Annotated in this window: 23 protein-coding genes; 9 read left to right on the top strand and 14 right to left on the bottom strand. The window is 57.8% G+C overall.

The window, feature by feature from the left end:
- Nucleotides 1-64: 64 nt before the first annotated feature.
- The 4 genes from BS300_RS21020 to BS300_RS21030 form a co-directional block, all read right to left on the bottom strand.
- Nucleotides 65-877: a hypothetical protein gene (locus tag BS300_RS21020; protein WP_143241704.1), complete on the bottom strand. Its 813-nt coding sequence runs from the start codon at nt 875-877 to the stop codon at nt 65-67.
- Nucleotides 861-1,310 carry a hypothetical protein gene (locus BS300_RS21025; RefSeq protein WP_143241705.1) on the bottom strand — a complete coding sequence of 150 codons (450 nt, stop codon included), beginning with the start codon at nt 1,308-1,310 and terminating at the stop codon, nt 861-863. Before BS300_RS21025 ends, BS300_RS21020 begins: the two co-directional genes overlap by 17 nt.
- A 166-nt stretch (nt 1,311-1,476) precedes the next feature.
- Nucleotides 1,477-2,832: an anti-phage deoxyguanosine triphosphatase gene (locus tag BS300_RS05490; RefSeq protein ID WP_071911298.1), complete on the bottom strand. Its 1,356-nt coding sequence runs from the start codon at nt 2,830-2,832 to the stop codon at nt 1,477-1,479.
- Between the two features lie 1,175 nt (nt 2,833-4,007).
- On the bottom strand, nt 4,008-4,190 hold the full coding sequence (locus BS300_RS21030; protein WP_143241706.1) for a hypothetical protein: 183 nt from the start codon (nt 4,188-4,190) through the stop codon (nt 4,008-4,010).
- 30 nt (nt 4,191-4,220) lie between these two features.
- Between BS300_RS21030 and BS300_RS05495 the strand changes: the two genes are divergently transcribed.
- Nucleotides 4,221-5,576 carry an 8-oxoguanine deaminase gene (locus BS300_RS05495; RefSeq protein WP_071911300.1) on the top strand — a complete coding sequence of 452 codons (1,356 nt, stop codon included), beginning with the start codon at nt 4,221-4,223 and terminating at the stop codon, nt 5,574-5,576.
- A 70-nt stretch (nt 5,577-5,646) separates the two neighbouring features.
- On the opposite strand, the gene BS300_RS05500 is transcribed toward BS300_RS05495, so the two are convergent.
- From BS300_RS05500 to BS300_RS05530, 7 genes are all read right to left on the bottom strand, one after another.
- A complete protein-coding gene (locus BS300_RS05500) occupies nt 5,647-6,402 on the bottom strand; it encodes a transporter substrate-binding domain-containing protein (protein ID WP_071911302.1) in 756 nt (251 codons plus the stop codon).
- Between the two features lie 142 nt (nt 6,403-6,544).
- Complete coding sequence (locus tag BS300_RS05505) at nt 6,545-7,291, bottom strand: transporter substrate-binding domain-containing protein (RefSeq protein ID WP_071911304.1); 747 nt, start codon at nt 7,289-7,291, stop codon at nt 6,545-6,547.
- A 71-nt stretch (nt 7,292-7,362) separates the two neighbouring features.
- Nucleotides 7,363-7,872 carry a GDYXXLXY domain-containing protein gene (locus BS300_RS05510; RefSeq protein ID WP_071911306.1) on the bottom strand — a complete coding sequence of 170 codons (510 nt, stop codon included), beginning with the start codon at nt 7,870-7,872 and terminating at the stop codon, nt 7,363-7,365.
- Complete coding sequence (locus BS300_RS05515) at nt 7,869-8,873, bottom strand: DUF4401 domain-containing protein (RefSeq protein ID WP_071911308.1); 1,005 nt, start codon at nt 8,871-8,873, stop codon at nt 7,869-7,871. Before BS300_RS05515 ends, BS300_RS05510 begins: the two co-directional genes overlap by 4 nt.
- Nucleotides 8,866-9,804 (bottom strand): DUF2157 domain-containing protein, encoded by a 939-nt coding sequence (locus BS300_RS05520; protein ID WP_071911310.1) that lies wholly within the window; start codon nt 9,802-9,804, stop codon nt 8,866-8,868. Before BS300_RS05520 ends, BS300_RS05515 begins: the two co-directional genes overlap by 8 nt.
- A 165-nt stretch (nt 9,805-9,969) precedes the next feature.
- Nucleotides 9,970-10,527 carry a TMEM165/GDT1 family protein gene (locus BS300_RS05525; protein WP_033113701.1) on the bottom strand — a complete coding sequence of 186 codons (558 nt, stop codon included), beginning with the start codon at nt 10,525-10,527 and terminating at the stop codon, nt 9,970-9,972.
- A gap of 246 nt (nt 10,528-10,773) precedes the next feature.
- Nucleotides 10,774-11,103: a translation initiation factor gene (locus tag BS300_RS05530; RefSeq protein ID WP_041208481.1), complete on the bottom strand. Its 330-nt coding sequence runs from the start codon at nt 11,101-11,103 to the stop codon at nt 10,774-10,776.
- 119 nt (nt 11,104-11,222) lie between these two features.
- On the opposite strand from BS300_RS05530, the gene BS300_RS05535 reads away from it, so the two are divergent.
- From BS300_RS05535 to BS300_RS05545, 3 genes are read left to right on the top strand one after another with little or no spacing between them, the layout of a single operon-like run.
- The gene (locus tag BS300_RS05535; protein WP_033113699.1) at nt 11,223-11,450 is read left to right on the top strand and encodes a FeoA family protein; all 228 of its coding nucleotides are present in this window, start codon (nt 11,223-11,225) and stop codon (nt 11,448-11,450) included.
- Between the two features lie 55 nt (nt 11,451-11,505).
- Entirely contained in the window at nt 11,506-13,776 is a 2,271-nt protein-coding gene (gene feoB / locus BS300_RS05540) for a Fe(2+) transporter permease subunit FeoB (RefSeq protein ID WP_071911312.1), read from the top strand.
- Nucleotides 13,773-14,012, top strand: coding sequence for a FeoC-like transcriptional regulator (locus tag BS300_RS05545; RefSeq protein ID WP_041208478.1), 240 nt, complete (start codon nt 13,773-13,775; stop codon nt 14,010-14,012). Before feoB ends, BS300_RS05545 begins: the two co-directional genes overlap by 4 nt.
- Nucleotides 14,013-14,112: 100 nt before the next feature.
- On the opposite strand, the gene BS300_RS05550 is transcribed toward BS300_RS05545, so the two are convergent.
- Both BS300_RS05550 and BS300_RS05555 read right to left on the bottom strand, forming a co-directional pair.
- A complete protein-coding gene (locus BS300_RS05550; protein WP_071911315.1) occupies nt 14,113-14,763 on the bottom strand; it encodes a DUF2913 family protein in 651 nt (216 codons plus the stop codon).
- Nucleotides 14,764-14,853: 90 nt separating this feature from the next.
- Complete coding sequence (locus BS300_RS05555; protein WP_041208476.1) at nt 14,854-16,149, bottom strand: DEAD/DEAH box helicase; 1,296 nt, start codon at nt 16,147-16,149, stop codon at nt 14,854-14,856.
- Nucleotides 16,150-16,430: 281 nt separating this feature from the next.
- Between BS300_RS05555 and BS300_RS05560 the strand changes: the two genes are divergently transcribed.
- From BS300_RS05560 to BS300_RS05580, 5 genes are all read left to right on the top strand, one after another.
- Complete coding sequence (locus BS300_RS05560) at nt 16,431-17,057, top strand: O-methyltransferase (RefSeq protein WP_071911317.1); 627 nt, start codon at nt 16,431-16,433, stop codon at nt 17,055-17,057.
- A gap of 32 nt (nt 17,058-17,089) precedes the next feature.
- Entirely contained in the window at nt 17,090-17,485 is a 396-nt protein-coding gene (locus BS300_RS05565) for a nuclear transport factor 2 family protein (protein ID WP_041208475.1), read from the top strand.
- Between the two features lie 270 nt (nt 17,486-17,755).
- Complete coding sequence (locus tag BS300_RS05570; RefSeq protein ID WP_071911319.1) at nt 17,756-18,529, top strand: amino acid ABC transporter substrate-binding protein; 774 nt, start codon at nt 17,756-17,758, stop codon at nt 18,527-18,529.
- A 57-nt stretch (nt 18,530-18,586) separates the two neighbouring features.
- Entirely contained in the window at nt 18,587-19,243 is a 657-nt protein-coding gene (locus BS300_RS05575; protein ID WP_156853465.1) for an amino acid ABC transporter permease, read from the top strand.
- A complete protein-coding gene (locus tag BS300_RS05580; protein WP_071911321.1) occupies nt 19,240-20,001 on the top strand; it encodes an amino acid ABC transporter ATP-binding protein in 762 nt (253 codons plus the stop codon). The genes BS300_RS05575 and BS300_RS05580 overlap by 4 nt, the downstream gene beginning before the upstream one ends.
- A gap of 135 nt (nt 20,002-20,136) precedes the next feature.
- Here the strand turns inward: BS300_RS05580 and BS300_RS05585 are convergent, their stop codons facing one another.
- The gene (locus BS300_RS05585; RefSeq protein WP_005346752.1) at nt 20,137-21,552 is read right to left on the bottom strand and encodes an FAD-dependent oxidoreductase; all 1,416 of its coding nucleotides are present in this window, start codon (nt 21,550-21,552) and stop codon (nt 20,137-20,139) included.
- Nucleotides 21,553-21,556 lie beyond the last annotated feature (4 nt).

The raw sequence follows: 21,556 nt of genomic DNA on the forward strand, positions 1-21,556 counted from the left end.
CTAGCTTTAGTGTCTGTTTATTGATTCTTATCTTATTTTTATCATGTAAAGTATAATGCGCATCCTAAAATGGAATGTTTTCCAGCTCTACATTTATTATTTCTTCTATCGTAGGTGTATCCATTTTTTGCTGGCTTTTATTGAACTTCAATTTGTTTATTTTTTTATGACTTCCGGTTAAATCCCATGTTCCTTGGTGTAAGCCAACAATTATATTTATTGGATAGACCTTCTGCAGGGATGTGATCATTCTTAAGTGTAATGCACTGGCTGCCCCACCAACGAACATTGTTGGTGCTAAATGGGTGCCATCTTTATGTAGTGGTGATTTTTCATCAATCAAATTATTTGCCCACAGATGGGCAGTAATAAACATACCAATGAATGAAACAAGCAGTTCAGGGAATGGTGTCATGGACTTACATTCATGAGCTGCCACAACATCTTTGCTAAATACAGAGTAAAAAGGTCTTTTCCCTGAAGCGTAATCTACATCTTTTAAGTTAGATATTGATGCATTTTTATGGAGAACTACAATGTCAGGTGAAAATGCAATGTCATTATCTAGGTGAGATTTAATTCTTACTTGTTGGCGTATTTCGTAATCACCATCTAGACCTGTGATTGAGATGAAAGAAAAATTACTTGGATTCCCATTTGGAGTTGTAAGGTATCTATACTCATTGTTAATCAAATTTTCTAGATGAAGGGAGAAACCATGTGTCTCATAGAAGCGTAAAAGCGCATGGAAACAACCTATTTCAAAGGATGCAGAAATTTCTCTTTTCTTTTTATTATATGTTGTAGAGTGTTTTTTAGAAAACTCAGTAATACTTTTCTCAGCTGTAGTTAGCCAATCATTAGTTAAGTTCTTCATTTCTCAAGTCCTGTGCAATACTATACACAATATCACTTGCTTTATTTTGATTTAACCAGAGCGGATTGAATCCTAAATTACTTACGGTTTTATAAAAATCAGTTGCCATTTCATTGATTATTGCATTTCTATTGGAGTTGAATTTTATGGTTTTACCATATGCTATTGAAATTTTACCTCCAAGTCCAGAATTGGAAATACCTTGGGTGGCACTAGTTAATGGACCGATTACGCTTTGGAAAAATGCATTCAATGAAAATAAAGTTTGGTATTTGTCATGGAACCACCCATTGTTAATTGAGTATACTAGGTGTTCATTTTTTGTGTCATGCAAGTAGTTATATTGGCTTAACAGTATTTGATATCTTTTTTCGCATTGTTCTTTTATTTCCCAATCAATATTTTCTGTAAGTATCTTAAGGATTTGGTTCATATCTTTTTCCATGGACATGGTTTAAACATGAATTTTTCTGTGTGTTTTATTTTCTATAGTGATTTCATTTACGTATAAGGGATATAGAAATTGATATGAGGAAGCGGCTGTTATGGGAGAGCTACTACTCTTATAACAGCAGCTAGATAGGATGTTGATAGGCTATTTAAAGCTTATCGAAAATTGAACCATTACTCGGTGTAAATAATTTATGGTAGAGTTTTGTTGCATAGTTATCTGTCATTCCAGAAATGTAATCACAAATGACTCGCTCTTTGTTCTCTGCATTAACATATTTGTCAAACGTACTTCTAGGCAGAAGTCTCTCTGGATTAGACTTCAGCACTTCAAATAGTTTAAGAACAATTTGTTGTCCTTTGTACTCTAGCACTTGCACCTCAGGTGTTTTTATTACTCTAGTCATAACCAATGACTTGAGTAAGTCTAGAATTATTTTGCTGTCATCAGGGAGTGTCACACATAAATCAAGAAGTTGTGTCTCAAATAATTTGTTCTTTTTTATAGATATGGATGATATAAAATGACCAATCAGCTTGCTTATTGCATGTTTTCTATCTTTGTTTGAGCCTGAAAATAATTTTCCTGTATAAAAATCTATATCCATTGCCACTTTATTTTCTTTGTACATTCCTATTTTTGATGCAACTTCATTGATCCACATATCTTTGGTTATTAGGCCTATGGCTATACCATCTTCAAGATCATGAACGCCGTAAGATATATCGTCAGCTAATTCCATTATGCTGGTGTCAAAGGCTTTGTATTTTGTCTTGTGATGTTTGTCTTCATTTTTTTTAATGTCAGTGAAGGTTAGACGGTCATGCAATGGAATTGATTGAAAAATCCAATCTATATCATGGGTTTCATCATCTAGATAACATTTAGGTGGATGATAGTTATCTAGGTTTATAGGTGGCTGCTGTGTACTGGATATGACTTTTTTATAGTTATGAGTTTTGCTGTATGGGCAAGGGTATTTTAATATGCCCAAGATGCTTCTTCTTGTTAGATCCATCCCGTTGGATGGTGAGTATTCACCTAGTTTTGTAATTATTCTTAGCGTCTGTCCATTCCCCTCAAAACCGCCTTCATTTATCATCGCATAGTTTAATGCCACCTCCCCACCATGGCCGAAAGGTGGATGCCCTAAATCATGACTCAATCCAATAGTCTCGATTAAGCTAAGTGATGGTAACCATTTGCTTATGTCATCACAATAGTTGTATTTTTCGTGAAGAAACTCACTAATACCAGAACCTATTTGAGCAACTTCAAGGGAGTGCGTTAGTCTAGTTCTGTAAAAATCGCTCTCACCGATACCTAGGATCTGAGTTTTTGCCTGTAATCTTCTAAATGCTGCAGAGTGTATAATTCTGGCTCGATCTCTCTGGTATTGAGAGTCACTGTTGTTAGAGTTGAATCTTTTTGACGGATATCCTTCATCATCTTCCCTTTTTCGCCTAACCCAATATTCTGGTTGTTCGTGATTTATTATGCTCATAAATTACCTCTAAATTGGATTTTAATGAAAAAATTAAGTTTGATTAACAAAGTGTAAATGGATGGAAGGGCCGTAGGTTCGATTAGAAAAACGTAATCGGACGTTCGAGAAATAAGGTGTTATTACGGTGAAATACTCACTATCGGGCCTTCAATATAAAACCGTTTCCAGATAGGGATGGGCACCGCTTGCCGTTATACCCGCCATGATTTTTTCACCTGTGAAACCATGTTGATGACACTTGTTGCATAGATGCAACAATCTGCTCTCGCCATGGGATGGGCGAGGGGCTGACTCTGAGCTAACAACCCGCCCGATCTTTGCCCCGAATAGGCTGGGGCGTGTTACCGCGGTGCAATGCGCTGCGCTTGGTGCACCCTACGCCTGTTAACCGGCCTCGGTGCAGCGGGCTGGCTGTTGCCCCCTGTTGTTCGCCGGGGTGAGGGCACAAGGTCAGGAGCGCCGTCATGGACGACGGCGCAGACGCAGGCGGTACAGGGATGTACCGTCTGCGTCGTTCCGCCAGACCTTTTGCCTGAACCGAGGGAACCCGACGCAGGAGGGCGAACAAGTGGGGGGTGGCCTTTCTTTTGGTGACTTTTCTTTGGCCACGCAAAGAAAAGTCACTCGCCAAGCCGCGCAGCGGCGGCGAAACCCCGTCGAGGGCAACGCCCTCGTGTCCTGCATGGCGAAGTCATGCCAACGGGGTTGGCGACCCCTCACCCTAGCCCTCTCCCGCAGGGGGAGAGGGGACGGTTACCTTGGTGCAATGCGCTGCGCTTATTGCACCCTACGCTTCTCCCGCAAGGAGAGAGTTACCGCGGACGATTACGCTTCGCTAATCGACCCTACTCGACCCGATTCGACCTTACAAACTGCCCCAAGCGTCTCATCCACATGGGGGTATGGCCAAAGCCCCGGGGGCTGACGGGAACGCCAGTCGAGGGTGCAACCCTCGCACCTTGGCGCAGGGGCGGGAGACCGGCTGGTCTCCGTGAAAGACGCTACCGCCCCTGACTGTCGCTGCCACATTGCGCCGTTGACCTTGGTTTGGGAAAAGGGGCCAACAGGCGCCGCCAAATATCTTACGGATTCATTGAGCACTTAACTATGGCGGCCATCACGCAACTATCAGAAACCAGAGGTTTTTTTGCGCTGGCACAAGCTTTTGTTAATTACTGATTGATTAATTGCAGGATGAACCTTGTGCGGCTGGTCGCCTTGGGCAATCCGTCGCTATCACCTTGATTCAAAACGGCGATCACAGACTTTTCGCGCGGCTTGTCTAGACTGGGTTGGCCGCGGTCGCTGACCGCCGCCTCTGGATCAGCAGACAGGGTATAACTGAGCTGGCTCACCCCTATGTGTCACTGATGGAGGAGTCGGCCATGTCCGCTACCCGTATCTGGATTAAAAACCCCCTTGCCACCTTTACCCCCGAAACGGTCGATGGCCGCGGCGGGCTGGTGATTGAAAACGGCCTGATAAGCGAAGTGCTGGCGGCAGGCCAGCAGCCTGCCCGGCCGTGCGATCAGCTGTTTGATGCCCGCGACCATGTGGTGCTGCCGGGCCTTATCAATACCCACCACCACTTCTACCAGACCCTGACCCGCGCCTGGGGGCCGGTGGTCAATCAGCCGCTCTTCCCCTGGCTCAAGACTCTCTATCCGGTGTGGGCCAGATTGACGCCGGACGCGCTGGCGCTGGCGAGCAAGGTGGCGATGGCGGAGCTGCTGCTCTCGGGTTGCACCACGGCTGCGGATCACCACTACCTCTTCCCGCGCGGGATGGAGGAGTCCATCGATATTCAGGTGGCGGCGGTGCGTGAGCTGGGGATGCGCGCCATGCTGACTCGCGGCTCCATGAGCCTTGGCGAGGATGAGGGGGGCCTGCCGCCGCGCCACACGGTGCAGGGGCAGCAGCAGATCCTCGATGACAGCTTGCGGCTGGTGCGCCAGTATCACGAGCGCGGCGCCGGGGCGCAGATCCAGATTGCGCTGGCCCCATGCTCCCCCTTCTCGGTGACCGAGGAGATCATGGTGGAGAGCGCCAGACTCGCGGCCGAGCTCGATGTGCGGCTGCACACCCATCTGGCGGAGACGCTGGATGAGGAGGCGTTCTGCCTTGCGCGCTTTGGCCTGCGCACCGTCGATTATCTGGAGAAGGTGGGCTGGCTGGGCGATCGCACCTGGCTGGCCCACGGCATCCACTTCAATCCGGACGAGATTGCGCGGCTGGGGGCCGCGGGCACCGGGGTGTGCCACTGTCCGGTCTCCAATATGCGGCTCGCCTCCGGTATCTGCCCGACCCTGGATCTGGAGGCGGCCGGTGCGCCGGTGGGGCTCGGGGTGGACGGTTCGGCCTCCAACGATGCCTCGAACCTGATGCAGGAGGCCCGTCAGGCCCTCTATCTGCAGCGGCTGCGCTATGGCGCCGAGCGCATTACCCCGCGCAAGGTGCTGGAGTGGGCGACCGCTGGCTCAGCCCGGCTGCTCGGGCGCGGCGATCTCGGTGAGCTGCTGCCCGGCAAGCAGGCGGATCTGGCGCTGTTCAAGCTCGACGATCTGCGCTTTAGCGGCAGTCACGACCCCATCGCGGCCCTGATCTTGTGCGGTGCCGAGCGGGCCGATCGGGTGATGGTGGGCGGCAAGTGGCGGGTGGTGGATGGCGCCATCGAGGGGCTGGATATCGAGCAGCTTATTGCCCGTCACAAGGTGGCCGCCGCGGCGCTGGTGCGCGGCTAGGGGAGAGCAAACGGCAAAAGAGAAGGGGCCCGCGGTGGGCCCCTTGTTGTTGGTGTTTGGCGCGGCGGCGCTATTTGGTGGCGGGGGCGGGGAAGTATTTGTTGTGCAGCAGCGGGTATTCGCTGCCCGCCAGCACCTGGGTCAAGCCGTTCTGGAACTCCTTGACCAGATCGTCGCTCACCGGATGGCTGAAGGCGTAGCAGAACTGTTCCGAGCTCAGCTGCCACTGCTCCTTGAACTTGGCGGGGTCGAGTTTTTGCTCCTGAATTTGCTGCTCCATGGTGGTCTTGTTGGTGGAGACCATATCCACCCGGCCGGAGGTGAGCATCTTGAGCGCCTGGGAGAGGCGGTTGGCGGCGATGATTTTGGTCTCGTCAAAGCCGTTGTTGAGCAGCAGCTGTTCGCCCACATCGGCCCGCACCGCCCCGATATTGAACGCCTTGGCATCGTCGAGCTTGGTGATGTTGATCTTGTGCTCGGCCAACCCGACCAGCACGATTTCGGCGTAACCGATGGGGCAGGCCCACTTGAACAGGGGGTCGCGCGCCTGGGTGCGGGCGGTGGAGAAGAGCACCGCATTGGGTTTTTGGGTCAGCAGGTAGTAGCCACGGGCCCATGGCATGATGGTGACGGGCTGCTCCGGGGTGTTGGTCTTCTGCCATACCAGCTTGAGCAGCTCGACCGCAAAGCCGGTTGGTTTGCCCGCTTCGTCGGCATAGTTATAGGGTTTGTAATCTTCGGTCAGGTAGTGAAGCTTGGCCAGCTCGGGGCTGGCGTGGGTGAGGGAGCTAACAAGCAGTGCGGCCAATCCAATCCATGGTTTCATTTTTTCCATCCAGCTCAAGGGAATATCTATGCTCAATTGTGACCAAGCCGACCGGTTTCGCCAAGGTTGAGCGGTCAGGTTCTTCAATAATAGCGAGGGATGCCGTTGGCATCCCTCGTCTGTTTCTTGCTTCAGCAGCCCCTCAGCGAATGGGCAGGTATTTGGCCTGCAGCTTCAAAAACTCCTGCGAGGCGAGGGCGCGGGTGAGGCCGCTCTGGAACAGCTTGATCTCCTTGTCATCCACCTGACGGCTGAAGGCGTAGCAGAGCTGCTCGGCGCTCAGCACCATGGCGACGTTGAAGTCGTCGCTGTTGAGCTTCATCTCGCGCAGGGCGTCATAACCGGCCAGCTTGCTGGTGGCGAGCAGGTCGGCGCGGCCGGAGGCGAGCATCTTGACCGCCTGATTGAGGCGGTTGGCGGGGATGATGTTGTTGTCATCCATGCCGTTGTTGAGCAGCAGCTGCTCGGCGGCATCGGAGCGTACCGCGCTTATCCGGTACTTGCTCATCTCGTCGACGGAGGTGAGGGTGATGTTTTGCGCCTTGCGCCCGAGCAGGATGTACTCCGAGTAGCCGATGGGGCAGACCCACTTGAAGAGATCTTCCCGCGCCTGGGTGCGGGCGGTGGAGAAGAGCACCACGTTGGGCTTCTGGGTCAGCAGGTAGTAGCCGCGCGCCCACGGCAGGATGCGGATCGGTTGGGGGGCCACCCCGCTGTTCTTCCACACCATCTGCAGCAGTTCCACCGCAAGGCCGGTGGGCTGGCCCTGCTCATCGCTGAAGTTGTAGGGGGGGTACTCTTCGGTGAAGTATTCGAGTTTGCCCAGATCGGCCCGGGCCATCGAGGCCCAGGGGAGCAATAGCAGCAAGCAGGTGAGCCAAATCCTCATGGGGAACATCCTCAGCAGTCAACCGTGCTTTGAGTGTGACCATGAACCGCTCAAATAGCCACTTTGCCCCGTTACCAACGTGACCGGCTTCTCCCAATCGGTTGATAAGCCTCATCGCGCAGCCCCACCAGCAACGTCTTGCCATCAGGATGCAGGCGAAACTCGCCATAGCGGGCACGGCTCAATGCCTCGCCATCCCCCTCTTCGAAAAAGAAGGCGTCGGGGCCAATCAGCCACTGGCGATCGCTGCGGTGCACCTGCAATAGCCGCTCATCGCTGGCCAGCTGATCCGGCTTGCCATCGGCAACCCGGCTGGCCACCTGATGGGCATCGAGGCGGATCACCAGGGTATCGCTCTGCTTGTCGCGGTCATCGCTGCTGGCCAGCTCGCGGGCGATCTCGTAGTTGAGGCGCATGTAATCCCCTTGCATCAGGGAGCGGGGATCGACCGGGGCGAGCCGCAGCAGCACCACCTCGCCACTGCTCATGGCGCGCTCAAAACGCCAGACGGTGAGGTTGATGCCCGCCAGAATGGCAAGGCCAGTGAGCAACAGGCCGAGTTGTCGGGTCGCGGGTCTCATGAGTCGCTCCTTGCCGAGAGGGTCTTGAGCAGCTGGCGGGCGGCCAGTAACAGGGCCCCCGAGCCCAGCAGCAGCCAGGATTTGGTCATCAGGGTGAGCCCCAGATCGTAGTAATAGAGGGCGCCATAACCCACCAGCAGCAGGGCGGCGAGGGTCATCAGGCCAAGGCTGCCGGCATAGAAGCCGAGGATCAGCACCAGTGCGCCAGCCCCCATCCCCGGAATGACGGCGCTGAGCAGCACCAGCGGCAGACCGTACCAGAGCGGCAGCTTCAGTTTCACCATCACCGCCAGCAGCAGGGCGGCGCAGAGCAGCGGATTGAGCCAGAGTGGCAGGCGTGACAGCCCCAGCTCGTCGAGCACGCTGCTGCCACCTTCCCACAGCGGTTGGTGCAGGCGACCCAGTACCAGCAGGGAGAGGGCGAGCCCCAGGGTGATGGCGTGGTAGAGCTGGTGACGGGCGGGGTCGTGATCGGCGCGCAGCCAGCAGAAGGTGATGGCTGCCATCACCAGCGGCAGGGCCAGCAGTTGCAACCCGAGGCAGGCAAGGGCTAGGGTCAGCAGCAGAGCCGCCGCCACGCTGTGAAACAGCCGCACCAGCCAGTGATCGAACAGCACCGCGATGGCGAGCGACAGCAGGCAGAGGCCGAACCAGAGCAGGCTCTGGTGGCTGTCAGCCTGGTCCAGCAGGCCGTAGAGCAGCCAGGCATCGGCTGCCAGCGCGAGCGCCAGCACGAACTGATCCCAGAGATCGCCGCTCTGGCTGCGGTTGATGGCGTAAGCCACCCCCAGCAGCACGGCGCCAAGCAGCAGGGCGCTGTTGGCCTCGCGGGTCAGCTGCTCAAAGGTCATAAAGAGAAAGAAGAGCAGGAACAGGGCTGCGATCCATCCCACCAGCCCGAGCAGAAAACGGCTCGACCAGTGCGGTTGGTTGTTGCGTGGCATCTCCCCTTCCACCAGATTGGCCTGTTGCAGGGTTTGCCAGAGCGTCAGATCACTCATGGGACCTCCGTTGTTGTTGCAGCCAGCGGCTGGCGGCGACCGAGAGGCCGATGGCGATGAGGCTGAGCAGCAGGAAACCGTCCACATCCGGCTTCATCCACTTGCCAAGGGCGGTGAGGATAACGGCAATCAGGCTGAGGCACCCCATAGCGAGTCCGGCAATAAATTTATGGTGCCACAGGGCATAGGCCGCGGCGAGCCAGCCCAGCCAGAGCGGCCACACCAGCGGGGAGGCGGCATCGAAGAGCGCCAGCAGGGCGAGCAGGGTGGTGCCAAGCCCGGCGGCAAGACCCGCCAGCCAGCCCGGCATCAGGCGCCAGCGGGCGGGGGCGAGCAGCAACAAGCCCCAGAGGGCGGCGTTGAGCAGGGTCAGGCACCAGCCCAGCCCCTCTTCGTCAAAGGCGAAGAAGAAGCTGAAGAGACCGAGCCGCCAGTAGAGCACCAGCGCCAGCTGACCGAGCAGCCAGCCCAGAGTCCAAAGGAGAGGGCTCTGGCCAAGGACGGCCAGCGGTACCAGCATCAGCGCCCAGGTGGTGAACAGCTGCCAGGGATCGGCGCCGGTCTGGTAGGTCTGGCCGACCAGCGCCAGCAGGGCGCCGATATTGAGGGCCACGGCAAAGAGCAGCGCCTGACGCGGCGTATCGCCAAGGGGCTTGCGCCACAGCAGAAGCAGCATGGCGAGCAGCGGCGCCTCCAGCAGGGCGAGGCGGGGTAGCCGCCCCAGCGCCTGCCAGTTGAAGGCGACGAAGAAGATAAGGCCGGCCCCGATGCAGAGGGCGCCGAGCCAGAGCAGCAGGCGATCGAACAGCCACTGCCAGCGGGCATGGGCAGGGGGCAGATCGGCGAGGGTGAGGGCGGCGGCCAGCTTCTCTGGCGCCAGTCGTCCCTGTTTCACCCATTCGAGTAGCGTCTCTCTTGATACGTTGTGCATGGGGTGCTCCACGAGGTTTGCCCCATTATGACATGGCCGCCCCACTCCCGTGCAGTGGCAGCTTGCGGCTGCGACCACGGCGGTTGCCGGAGTGATGGAGGCGGGAGCCAGAATGCAAAAAGCCCTCCGAAGAGGGCTTGTGTAGAACCGGTGGCCAGAGTGCCGCTAGACGAAGATAAGGGTGCTGACCCCGAGCCCGACAAAGAGCAGGGCACAGGCGATGCGGATCGCCTTGAGCGGCAGCTTGTCCGCCCCCAGCTTGCCGATCAGCACCACAGGGACGTTGGCCAGCATCATGCCGAGGGTGGTACCGGTCACCACCTGAATGAGGGAGTCATATTTGGCGGCCAGCAGCACGGTGGCAATCTGGGTCTTGTCGCCAATCTCGGCAATAAAGAAGAGCACGAAAGTAGCCATGAAGGGGCCGTACTTGTCGAGGGAGCTCTCCTCGTCATCCATCTTGTCCGGCACCAGGATCCAGATCGCCATGGCGATAAAGGCGGCAGCGACCAGATAGGTCATCACCTTGGGGTCGAGCCAGCGACTGATAAACTCGCCAATCCAGGCGGCGCCCGCATGGTTGAGCAGGGTCGCGGCCAGCATGCCGGCGATGATGGGCCAGGGTTTGCGAAAACGGCAGATGAGCAACAGCGCCAGCAGTTGGGTTTTATCGCCGATCTCGGCAATCGCAACGCTGAGGGTTGAAGTTAACAAGGCTTCCATAGATATGACCGGGGGACGGAATTGTTATAAACCAAAGACAAGCCGACGCCATCCGTCCCCGGTATTGGCGCTGGCCCGTCAAAGGTCTTGTCAAATCCACGGATAAACTGGATCACCCTGACCATGGTGAGTTGGCACCAAGTATGTTGATCAGGGTCGCAGACCGGTGCGGATCCGGTATGCGAGACTACTCCCCCTCGATGGGAGCGGGCATTCTAGGGAAAAACCGCATGGGTGACAAGGGGATCAGCCACCCACCAGCTTGACGCTGAAGCCGGCCTTCTCCAGCTCGGCCTTGATCAGCTCCCGTTTGTCCCCCTGGATCTCGATAACACCCTCCTTGAGCCCGCCACCGGTGCCGCACTTTTTCTTGAGCAAGGTGGCGATTGCCTTTTGCTGTTCGGCGGGGACGCCGTGAATGGTGATGACCCCGGCGCCCTTGCGCCCCTTGGTCTCGCGGCGCATGCGCACCACGCCGTCGGTGGGGAAGGGGGAGGAGGATTGCGGAGCGTTCTGCTCCTTGATTTGACCGCCATCTGTGCTGTAAACAAGGCGGCTGTTGCTGTCGTGACTCATGAGGTTACTTTACGGGTTAGCTAAGCGGAGTTTGATTTTACTCAAATAAAAGTTGAAGACACAGATTATAATGCCCCAAGTAAAAGCGAATTATTATTGTTTAACTTCAGGAGTCAGTCATGGTACTCACGCAGTTGTCACCGGGACAGAGTGCTCGCATCAAGAATATGAATCAGTTGTCCCGGCCGTTGCGTCGCAAGCTGATGGTGATGGGCTTGTTGCCACAGACTGAAGTCATCTATCTGCGGTCTGCCCCGCTGGGGGATCCGCTCCAGATCCAGTGTCAGGGGATCTGTCTCTCCATGCAAAAGAGTCTGGCCCAGCAAATTGAGGTCGAACCGGTATGAGTTGCTTGTCCACCCGCAAGAGCCCGGTTCAGAAGAAAATAGAGGTAGCGCTGGTATGAATTATTCACTGGTTACGGTCGGCAACCCCAATAGCGGCAAGACCTCCCTGTTCAATGCCCTGACCGGCGCCCGCCAGCAGGTCGGCAACTGGAGCGGGGTCACCGTCGACAAGAAGATGGGCGAATTTTCTGCCGATGGTCACGATTACAAGCTGATGGATTTGCCGGGCATCTATAGCCTTGCCAATCAGGAGGCGAGCCTTGATGAGCAGATCGCCAGCCGCTATGTGCAGGGCCATCAGCCCGACCTGCTGCTCAACGTCATCGACGCCGCCAATCTGGAGCGCTCCCTCTACCTCACGCTGCAACTGCGCGAGCTGGGGCTGCCGATGGTCGTCGTGCTCAACAAGATGGATATCCTGAAAAAACGCCGCGTCACCATCAATGAAGGGTTGCTTAGTCAGGCGCTTGGTTGCCCCGTGGTGGCCCTCTCGGCCCACAATCGCCAGCAGGTTGCCGCCTTCAAGAGCCAGATCCACGGCTTTATCGGCAAGTCCCAGCAGGCACTGATGCTCGATTACGGCACTGATCTTGAAAAAGATCTGGCTGAGCTGGAGACCCTGCTCGCCCCGCACCACCTCACTACCCGTGGCCGCGCCCTGCGTCTGCTGGAGGAGGATGCCGCGATGCAGGAGACCCTGCTGCCCGGTCAGCAGGCTGCCGTGACCAATGTGGTGACCCGTGCCCATCAGGGGCAGGATATCGATCTGCAGCTGGCGGACATCCGCTATGGCCACATCCATCTGTGGGCCAGTCAGGCGTGCCAGCAGCAGGGCAAACTCAGCGTGGCCCAGAGCGAGAAGCTCGACCGGGTGCTGCTCAACCGCTGGATCGGCATCCCCTTCTTCCTGTTCGTCATGTACCTGATGTTCATGTTCGCCATCAAGGTGGGCAGCGCCTTTATCGACTTCTTCGACATCATGGGCAATGCCCTGTTTGTCGAAGGCGTGCACCACCTGCTGGGGCTGGTCAATGCGCCAGACTGGCTGGGCGCCATTCTGGCCGATGGCTTCGGGGTCGGTTTGCAGACCGTCGCCACCTTTATCCCGGTGATTGGCTGCCTCTATCTGTTCCTCGCGGTGCTGGAGAGCTCCGGCTATCTGGCCCGTGCCGCCTTCGTGGTGGATGCCCTGATGCGCCGTCTCGGCCTGCCCGGCAAGGCGTTCGTCCCCATGCTGATGGGCTTTGGCTGTACCGTGCCCTCGGTGATGGCGACCCGCACCCTCAACTCCGAGCGGGAGCGGCTGATGACCTCGGCCATGGCCCCCTTCATGTCCTGCGGTGCCCGCCTGCCGGTCTACGCCCTGTTTGCGGTGGCCTTCTTCCCCGAGTCCGGCCAGAACCTGGTGTTCGGTCTCTACCTCATCGGCATTCTGGTGGCGGTGCTCACCGGTCTGCTGCTACGCAGCACCCTGCTGCCGGGCAAGAGCGACTCCATGGTGATGGAGATGCCGGACTACGAGTGGCCGCGCCCGGTCAACGTTGGCATCAAGACCTGGCAGAAGCTCAAATCCTTTGTCTTTGGCGCCGGTAAAACCATCGTGCTGGTGGTCGCCGTGCTGAGCGTGCTCAATTCGCTGGGTACCGATGGCAGCTTCGGCCATCAGGAGCAGGAGAGTTCGGTACTGAGCAAAATCAGTCAGGCGGTGACCCCTGTGCTGCACCCCATCGGCGTGCGCGATGACAACTGGCAGGCCACGGTCGGCATCGTCACTGGCATCTTCGCCAAAGAGGCGGTAGTCGGTACCCTCAACAGCCTCTACGCCGGTGGTGGCGCAGAGGAAGAGAAGGGCGAGTTCTCCCTTGTCGCCAGCTTCCACGAAGCGGTGGATGCCGTGGCGACCAATCTGGCCGAGATCAACCCGACCGACCCCATGGGCCTTGCGGTTGGCAATCTCGACGACCAGAAGGCGGCAGCCGAGGAGCAGGAGGTGGATGTCTCCACCTACGGCAACATGCAGACCCACTTCGACGGTGCGGCCGGTGCGTTTGCCTACCTCCTGTTCGTGCTGCTCTACATGCCCTGCGCCGCCGCCATGGGTGCCCTGGTGCGCGAGACTGGCCGCCAGTGGGCGCTCTTTACCGCCGCCTGGTGCAACTACATGGCCTTTATGTGCGCCACCGTCTTCTATCAGCTGGCCACCTTCGCCGCTCACCCCGAGCAGAGCCTGTTCTGGGTAGCGAGCTATGGCCTCTCCCTGCTGCTGCTCTGGTGGGCCGGTCGCCGTCACGGTGACATCGTCGCTCGCAAGGTGGTGACATTATGATCCTGCGCGAGCTGGGGGATTACCTCGCCGCGCAGCAGAAGGTGAGCCGGCGCGAGCTGGCTCGCCACTTCCACACCTCGGAGGATGCGGTGGAGGCGATGCTCGGCGTCTGGATGCGCAAGGGGCGGGTCATCAAGCGCGAGAGCCGGGTCTGTGGCGGCAGCTGCTGCGGCAAGAGCGAGGAGGTGATGTTCGAGTGGTGTGCCCCGGGCCAGATTGGCATCAAGGTAAGTTAAACAGCAATCGAATATCATCTGGAAAAACTGAACAATAAAAAACGGCAGACCTTGCATCCAAGCAGGGTCTGCCGTTTTTTTGGGGCACAAACAGGCGGGATCAGGCGCTCTGGCGAGCTTCGCTCAGCAGCGCAAGGGCTGGCTGTTCGTTGCCCGGCATCAGCCGGTAGGCCTTGTGGTGCTTGATGAGGGTGGTTTTCTTGTTGCCCTGACTCAGCAGCAGCCCCTGTTTGCAGGCCGCACTGGCCAGCAGCTGCTCATCACCACGCACATAGAGGGTGAGAGGTTTGATAAGCTCGCCGCCCTCGATATGCCCTGCATATTCGCTGTGGCTTACCACCAGACTGGCTTGACCGGCCGATTGCAGGCGCAGCCTGGCGTTCACTTCGCTCTCGGTCAGTACCAGCCAGCCCGCCTGTTCCAGCTCAGTCAGCATGTTGGCCAGCTTGCTCCCCAGTTGCAGCGGATTTGCCATGGCGCTCTGGTACTGGCTGACGATGCGCTCCAGCAGCCCCTTGAGATCGGCGCCAGCCCCGAGGGTGCGGCCAAGCTGCACCCAAGCTTTCAAATCTTCCATCACCAGACGAGAGAAGCGCTTCTCCTTGAGGGAGTCTGCCATCCAGGTGCAGAGGAAGTGGCTCTCCTGCGCCGGGGTGCGCTTGCCAGCCTTTTGTTCGCCAGTGCGAGCCAGCTCGGCCAGGCTCTGGGTGGCCATCTCGAACAGGGCCTGATTGTAGGTTGATGGGGTCATGGTGCCTCCTCCGGTGGGGCGAGTCGTCATCACAGGGCAAGAGAAAGGCGCCGGTGGCGCCTTCATCTTATCGGTACAGCGAGTGGCTGCTTACTTGGGCTGGCGCGGCTTCTTGGCGGCGGCCAGACGCTTGAGGCGTTGCCCCTGCAGCTTGGCTTCGGCCATCGACTGGGCGGCAGCGTTGTCGTCGCGACGGGCACGACCGCCAAAGCGGCGACGCTCTTCGAGCTGCTTGATCAGCATTTCGCGGCTGCTCACCTCGTAGCCCGGCACCATGATGCGGCGCAGTTTCTGGCCGATCAGCTTCTCGATCTCGAGCAGGGTGCGCTCCTCCTCACGGCTGACGAAGGAGATGGCCTGACCGCGCTTGCCGGCACGACCGGTACGGCCGATGCGGTGGACATAATCCTCGGCAAGGAAGGGGAGGTCATAGTTGACCACGTACTCCAGATCGGGGATATCCAGACCGCGGGCGGCCACTTCGGTGGCGACCAGCACCCGAACCTTGCCCTCCATAAAGTCGCGCAGGGCGCGGCGGCGGCTGCCCTGAGCCTTGTCACCATGGACCACGGCCGATTTGATGCCGTCGAGGTTGAGCTCCTCGACCAGCTCGTCGCAGCTCTCGCGGGTACTGGCAAAGACCAGCACCTGTTGCCAGTTCTGTTTGCCGATGAGCTCGGAGAGCAGCTCGCGCTTGCGCTTCTGCTCGACCGGATAGACCACCTGGCTCACTGTGTCGGCGGTGGTGTTCTGCTTGTTGACGCTCACCACTTGCGGCTTGTCGAGCATCACATTGGCGAGCTTCTTCACCCCTTCGGAGAAGGTGGCGGAGAAGAGCAGGTTCTGGCGGCCCTTGTTGGCGGCTTGCAGGATCTGCTGCACATCGGCGCTAAAGCCCATGTCGAGCATGCGATCCGCTTCATCCAGCACCAGACACTCCACGGTGGAGAGGCTGAGGTTGCATGCGGTGAGGTGCTCCACCAGACGGCCCGGAGTGGCCACGATGATGTGAGCGCCCGCTTTGAGCTTCTTGGCCTGCACATCCTGCTTGCCGCCCCCCACCAGAGTGATGACGCCAAGATCCAGATAGCGGGCAAACGCCTTGATGTTGTCGGCAATCTGGGCTGCCAGCTCGCGGGTCGGGGTGAGGATCAGCACCCGGGTGCTGGAGGGCGCGGCTGCGGCAGGGGTATCGACCAGACGCTGCAGGATGGGCAGGGCGAATGCGGCGGTTTTGCCGGTGCCGGTCTGGGCGCTGGCCAGCACGTCGCGGCCACGGCGAATGGCCGGGATCGCCTGCTGCTGCACAGGGGTCATCTCCTGATAACCGCACTCCGAGACGGCGCGCAAAATCTCGGGGGCAAAATCGAATGCTTCAAATCTCATATCGGTTTCCTGTGATCCAGCTGGATTGTGTTCGGCTTGACAAGCCGGCATGGGCGAACGGTCGCGGATTGCCACTGGTGGCCGCCCCTGATACAGCATCAGCGCAGCCTGAAAATGGCGGGCGCGAAGTGTAACAGATAGGCGCAGCAAATTCTGCCTCAATTGGCCAGAGTTTTTTATCGGTTTTTTTAACCGGCGCAAGGTTTTGGTCGCCGCCATTTGACTCCAAAAATGCCAGCCGTAAGGATAGTGGCTATTGATAGTCATGAAAGGAGAGGGTGATGACCGGATGCGAGAGCGGTTTGCCACAGCAGGCGGCGAGGGCCAATACCCCCCTTGAGCGTCTGAAGCAGGCGCTGGAGCAGTTTGGCGAGCAGCACGACCTGGCGCAGACGGATCGCGCCGACAAGATGCTCAACATTACCCGCGATACCGGCGAGTTGCTGGCGGTATTGGTGCAGACCCGCGGGGCGCAGGCGGTGCTGGAGATAGGCACCTCCAACGGCTACTCCACCCTCTGGTTGGCCGAGGCGGTGGCCCGGCTCGAAGGTCATGTCACGACCATCGAACGGGATGAAGCCAAGCGGGCGCTGGCACAAGCCAATTTCGAACAAGCCGGTCTTGCCGGGCGGATCACCCAGCTGGCAGGGGATGCGGGGATGCTGTTGCCCACCCTGCCATCGGCGGGCTTCCCGCTCATCTTTCTTGATTCCGATCGCCGGCAATATCGGGCGTGGTGGCCGCAGTTGCAGCGTCTCTTGCCTCCGCGCGGCTTGCTGGTGGTCGATAATGCCATCTCTCATCGGGAGGAGCTGGCGGAATGGATGGCTGAAGTGGCGCAGGATCCCCGTTTTGTCACCTCGCTGGTGCCGGTGGGCAAGGGGGAGTGGCTGGTGGTGAGAGTGTGAGCAACCTGAACATGAAGAGGGAGGTGGCAGTGATGAAACCGGTGGCAGTGGTGGAAGCTTACTGGCAGGCGATGCAGAGCAATGATTTTGCCAGGGCGGCGCGATGGCTGGGGGATGAGTTTGTCTGTGACTGGCCGCAATCGGGAGAGCGGATCCTCGGGCGCTGCAACTTTGTCGAGATCAATCGCCGTTATCCGGCCGCCGGGCCGTGGAGTTTCACCATAGTCCGCCTGCTGGCACAAGGAGACGAGGTGGTGAGCGAAGTGCAGATCACCGATGGGGTCGTGCATGCCCGGGCCATCACCTTTCATCGGGTCGAGGGCGATCGCATTGTGCAGCAGACCGAATATTGGCCGGAACAGTATGAGGCCCCCGCCTGGCGCCGTCCCTGGGTGAGCAAGCTAACCCGCACGCCAGAACTCGTCTAAAAAGAGCGCCGCCGGTCACCCTGATGGCTGGCGGTGTTTGCCATGTTCAAGCTATCCCACCCTCGTTATCCATTATTTCGCTAAATATCATCATATTTCATGGTTTGGCCATGGGATATGGCGCGATATGTTTTGCCTAAGCCAGCTCGATATTTGCAAGGCATACATCTGAGTTTTTAGATATTTGCATCATCCATGCAAGAGACGGTTTCATTAATACGGTTGTCGTTGGCGACTCATGGGAAATAAAAATATAACGAGGTAAATAATATGAACAAGTGGCACACTCTCTTTTTACTGGCATCCCTTCCGTTGACCCTGGTGACTTCTGCCGAGGCACAATCCTCCCTTGCGGCGATTCAGCATAGTGGCGTGATCAAGATTGGTACCGAAGGGGCTTATCCTCCGTTCACCTATCACGACAAGAGCGGCAAGCTGGTCGGCTTTGATGTGGAGATTGGCGAGCTGATTGCAAGCGGCCTCGGCGTGAAGCCGGAGTTTGTCGAGGGCAAGTGGGATGGCCTCATCGCCGGGGTGGATGCCAAGCGCTACGATCTGGTGCTCAACGAGGTGGCCATCACCCCGGAGCGGCAGAAAAAGTATGATTTTTCAGATCCCTATATCACCTCCAAGGCCGTGGTGGTGGTGCACAGCGACAACCACAGCATCAACAGCTTTGCCGATCTGAAGGGCAAGAAATCCTCCCAGTCCCTGACCAGCAACTTTGCCCAGCTGGCCAAAAAGTCGGGGGCCGAGGTGGTCGCCACCGAGGGCTTCAACCAGTCGCTGGCGCTGGTACTGACCGAGCGAGTGGATGCCACCATCAACGACAGTCTCTCGTTCCTCGACTTCAAGAAACAGAAACCGGATGCCAAATTGAGGGTGGCGGCGACCGAGGCGAAGGGGGATCAATCGGCTGTGCTGCTCGCCAAGGGGCAGCCGGAATTGCTGGCCGCCATCAATCAGGCGCTGCGCACTGCCAAACAGGATGGCAACTATCAGAAAATATCTCATAAATATTTTGGTACTGATGTCTCGCAATAATATTGCCGGAAAATAATAACTAGCGAGGAAATTAACGTGCCAGCCTGGTTGCAGTTAATGATCGACTCTTTTTGGCCCCTGCTTAGCGCGGGGCTTATTTTTACCGTGCCACTGACCCTGATCACTTTTGTCTTGGGAATATTGCTCGGTTTGCTGGTGGCGCTGGCCAGATTATATGGCCCGACACCATTGGTGGCACTGGTTCGTTTTTATGTCTGGCTTATTCGTGGTACGCCGCTGCTGGTACAGCTCTTTCTGATTTTTTATGGCTTGCCGAGTGCTGGCATTGTGCTGGACGCCTTCACCGCCGCGGTGATCGGTTTCACCCTCAACATCGGCGCCTACAGCTCTGAGATCATCCGCGCCACTCTGGCGGCAATCCCGAAAGGGCAGTGGGAGGCGGCCTATTCGATTGGCATGAACTGGCCCCAGGTGATGTGGCGGGTGATCCTGCCTCAGGCGGCGCGCATTGCGGTGCCACCGCTCTCCAACACCTTTATTTCACTGGTCAAGGACACCTCGCTGGCGGCGGCAGTGACCGTGCCCGAGCTGTTTCAGGCGGCCCAGCGGCTCGCCTCTGTCACCTATGAGCCGCTCATTCTCTACAGCGAGACAGCCCTCATCTATTTGATGTTCAGCTCGGTGCTCTCCACCTTGCAAGACCGGCTGGAGCGCAAGTTGACCCACAAAGAGACCCGGGAGGTCGCCCTATGATCCGGTTGCGTGGTATCGAGAAGCAGTTTGGCGGACAGCAGGTGCTCAAGGGAATTGATCTGGCCATGGTGGCGGGCAGTGTGACCGCCCTGATTGGCCCCTCCGGCAGTGGCAAGAGCACCCTGTTGCGCTGTGTCAATGTGCTGGAGCGGCCGGATGCGGGGCACCTGGTGCTGGGGGGGAGCGAACTCGATTTTTCTCACCATCTGCCTCGCCAGAGCGTGCAGGCATTGCGCCAGCAGACCGGCATGGTGTTCCAGAATTTCCAGCTGTTCCCGCACATGACGGTGCTGGAAAACGTTATTGAGGGGTTGGTGACCGTGTTGAAGTGGCCAAGAGCGAAAGCGGAGGTGCGCGGCTTGCAACTGCTCGACAAGGTGGGGCTCAGGCACAAGGCCGAGGCGGTGCCTGCCACCCTCTCCGGTGGCCAGCAGCAGCGGGTTGCCATTGCGAGGGCGCTGGCGCCATCGCCCAAGGTACTGCTCTGTGATGAACCCACCTCGGCGCTGGATCCCGAGCTTGCCCAGGAGGTGGTGACCGTGCTGCGCCAGCTGGCCCGCGAGGGAACCACCATGCTGATTGCCACCCACGATCTGCGGCTGGCCGCCCAGATAGCGCAGCAGGTGATCTTTCTGGAGGCGGGTGAGGTGGTGGAAGCAGGCAGCGCACGCCAGATGTTCACCACCCCCAAGCGGGCACGTACCTTCGAGTACATCTCCTCCCTCACCGAGCGGTTGCCGGAGAGCTGGAGCATCTAACCGCACCCCGGACGATGTGGGTGGAGCGATAAGTGGCAAGCTGCCAGCGAGAACTCCTAGCCTTAAATTCCGAGCCTCAAAAGAAGAGCCCCGCACTGGCGGGGCTCTGTTTTGGGCTGACTGCGGAAGTGCAGGTTAGACCGCCAGATAGTCCATGATCCCTTCGGCTGCCTTGCGCCCTTCGTAGATGGCGGTCACCACCAGATCGGATCCGCGTACCGCGTCGCCACCGGCGAACACCTTGGGGTTGCTGGTCTGGAAGGCATATTCCGCCTGCTCGCGGGCCTTGATGCGATCCCGGTTATCGAGCTCGATGCCGAACTCCGCCATCCAGGGTTGGGGGTTGGGCTGGAAGCCAAACGCCATCACCACCGCATCGGCGGCAAGCACCTGCTCTGAGCCTTCGATGACCACCGGATTGCGGCGGCCATTGGCATCGGGTTCACCCAGCTCGGTGCTCACCACCTTGATGCCGACGGTGCGACCGCTGGCATCCAGCTCGACCGCTACCGGTTGCAGGTTGAACATGAACTCAACCCCCTCCTCGCGGGCGTTTTTCACCTCCCGCTTGGAGCCCGGCATGTTCTCCTCGTCGCGGCGATAGGCACAGATCACCTTGGCGGCTCCCTGACGGATAGCGGTACGCACGCAGTCCATGGCGGTATCACCACCGCCCAGCACTACCACCTGCTTGCCGGCGAAGTCGATGTAGTCGGCTTGTGCCTTCTCGAACCCCAGCAAGCGGTTGGCGTTGGCGATGAGGTAGGGCAGGGCGTCATAGACGCCCGGCGCCTCTTCGTTGGCAAAGCCACCCTTCATGTACTTGTAGGTACCGACCCCGAGGAAGACCGCATCGAACTCGCCGAGCAGATCGGCGAAGGTGATGTCCTTGCCCACTTCGGTCTCGAGACGAAACTCCACCCCCATCCCCTGGAATATCTCGCGGCGACGCTGCATCACCTCTTTTTCCAGCTTGAAGGAGGGGATGCCGAAGGTGAGCAGGCCGCCGATCTCCGGATATTTGTCAAACACCACCGGGGTGACGCCATTGCGTGCCAGCACATCGGCACAGGCAAGACCAGCAGGGCCGGCGCCGATGACGGCGACCCGCTTGCCGGTCTTGACCACGTTCGAGAGATCGGGCTTCCAGCCCATCTCGAACGCCTTGTCGGTGATGTACTTTTCGATGTTGCCGATGGTCACCGCGCCGAAGCGATCGTTGAGGGTGCAGGAGCCCTCGCAGAGGCGATCCTGCGGGCAGACCCGACCGCACACTTCCGGCAGGCTGTTGGTCTGGTGGGATAGCTCCACCGCCTCCAGAATGCGCCCCTCTTTGGCCAGTTTCAGCCAGTTGGGGATGTAGTTGTGGACCGGACACTTCCACTCGCAGTAGGGGTTGCCGCACTCGAGGCAGCGATCCGCCTGCATCTGTACCTGCGGCTGATTGAAGGACTCGTAGATCTCCACAAACTGGATTTTGCGGATCTTGAGCGGCTTCTTGGGCGGGTCGACCCGCTGGACATCGATAAACTGAAATACGTTCTGGCTCATAGGG

The organism is Aeromonas sp. SCS5, assembly GCF_001887375.1.
Lineage (GTDB): Bacteria > Pseudomonadota > Gammaproteobacteria > Enterobacterales > Aeromonadaceae > Aeromonas > Aeromonas jandaei.

What these genes read in the sequence shown, in the direction of transcription:
- BS300_RS21020 (WP_143241704.1), bottom strand. Translation starts at nt 877, where the DNA reads ATGAAGAACTTAACTAATGATTGGCTAACTACAGCTGAGAAAAGTATT.
- BS300_RS21025 (WP_143241705.1), bottom strand. Translation starts at nt 1,310, where the DNA reads ATGAACCAAATCCTTAAGATACTTACAGAAAATATTGATTGGGAAATA.
- BS300_RS05490 (WP_071911298.1), bottom strand. Translation starts at nt 2,832, where the DNA reads ATGAGCATAATAAATCACGAACAACCAGAATATTGGGTTAGGCGAAAA.
- BS300_RS05495 (WP_071911300.1), top strand. Translation starts at nt 4,221, where the DNA reads ATGTCCGCTACCCGTATCTGGATTAAAAACCCCCTTGCCACCTTTACC.
- BS300_RS05500 (WP_071911302.1), bottom strand. Translation starts at nt 6,402, where the DNA reads ATGAAACCATGGATTGGATTGGCCGCACTGCTTGTTAGCTCCCTCACC.
- BS300_RS05505 (WP_071911304.1), bottom strand. Translation starts at nt 7,291, where the DNA reads ATGAGGATTTGGCTCACCTGCTTGCTGCTATTGCTCCCCTGGGCCTCG.
- BS300_RS05510 (WP_071911306.1), bottom strand. Translation starts at nt 7,872, where the DNA reads ATGAGACCCGCGACCCGACAACTCGGCCTGTTGCTCACTGGCCTTGCC.
- BS300_RS05515 (WP_071911308.1), bottom strand. Translation starts at nt 8,873, where the DNA reads ATGAGTGATCTGACGCTCTGGCAAACCCTGCAACAGGCCAATCTGGTG.
- BS300_RS05520 (WP_071911310.1), bottom strand. Translation starts at nt 9,804, where the DNA reads ATGCACAACGTATCAAGAGAGACGCTACTCGAATGGGTGAAACAGGGA.
- BS300_RS05525 (WP_033113701.1), bottom strand. Translation starts at nt 10,527, where the DNA reads ATGGAAGCCTTGTTAACTTCAACCCTCAGCGTTGCGATTGCCGAGATC.
- BS300_RS05530 (WP_041208481.1), bottom strand. Translation starts at nt 11,103, where the DNA reads ATGAGTCACGACAGCAACAGCCGCCTTGTTTACAGCACAGATGGCGGT.
- BS300_RS05535 (WP_033113699.1), top strand. Translation starts at nt 11,223, where the DNA reads ATGGTACTCACGCAGTTGTCACCGGGACAGAGTGCTCGCATCAAGAAT.
- feoB (WP_071911312.1), top strand. Translation starts at nt 11,506, where the DNA reads ATGAATTATTCACTGGTTACGGTCGGCAACCCCAATAGCGGCAAGACC.
- BS300_RS05545 (WP_041208478.1), top strand. Translation starts at nt 13,773, where the DNA reads ATGATCCTGCGCGAGCTGGGGGATTACCTCGCCGCGCAGCAGAAGGTG.
- BS300_RS05550 (WP_071911315.1), bottom strand. Translation starts at nt 14,763, where the DNA reads ATGACCCCATCAACCTACAATCAGGCCCTGTTCGAGATGGCCACCCAG.
- BS300_RS05555 (WP_041208476.1), bottom strand. Translation starts at nt 16,149, where the DNA reads ATGAGATTTGAAGCATTCGATTTTGCCCCCGAGATTTTGCGCGCCGTC.
- BS300_RS05560 (WP_071911317.1), top strand. Translation starts at nt 16,431, where the DNA reads ATGACCGGATGCGAGAGCGGTTTGCCACAGCAGGCGGCGAGGGCCAAT.
- BS300_RS05565 (WP_041208475.1), top strand. Translation starts at nt 17,090, where the DNA reads ATGAAACCGGTGGCAGTGGTGGAAGCTTACTGGCAGGCGATGCAGAGC.
- BS300_RS05570 (WP_071911319.1), top strand. Translation starts at nt 17,756, where the DNA reads ATGAACAAGTGGCACACTCTCTTTTTACTGGCATCCCTTCCGTTGACC.
- BS300_RS05575 (WP_156853465.1), top strand. Translation starts at nt 18,587, where the DNA reads ATGATCGACTCTTTTTGGCCCCTGCTTAGCGCGGGGCTTATTTTTACC.
- BS300_RS05580 (WP_071911321.1), top strand. Translation starts at nt 19,240, where the DNA reads ATGATCCGGTTGCGTGGTATCGAGAAGCAGTTTGGCGGACAGCAGGTG.
- BS300_RS05585 (WP_005346752.1), bottom strand. Translation starts at nt 21,552, where the DNA reads ATGAGCCAGAACGTATTTCAGTTTATCGATGTCCAGCGGGTCGACCCG.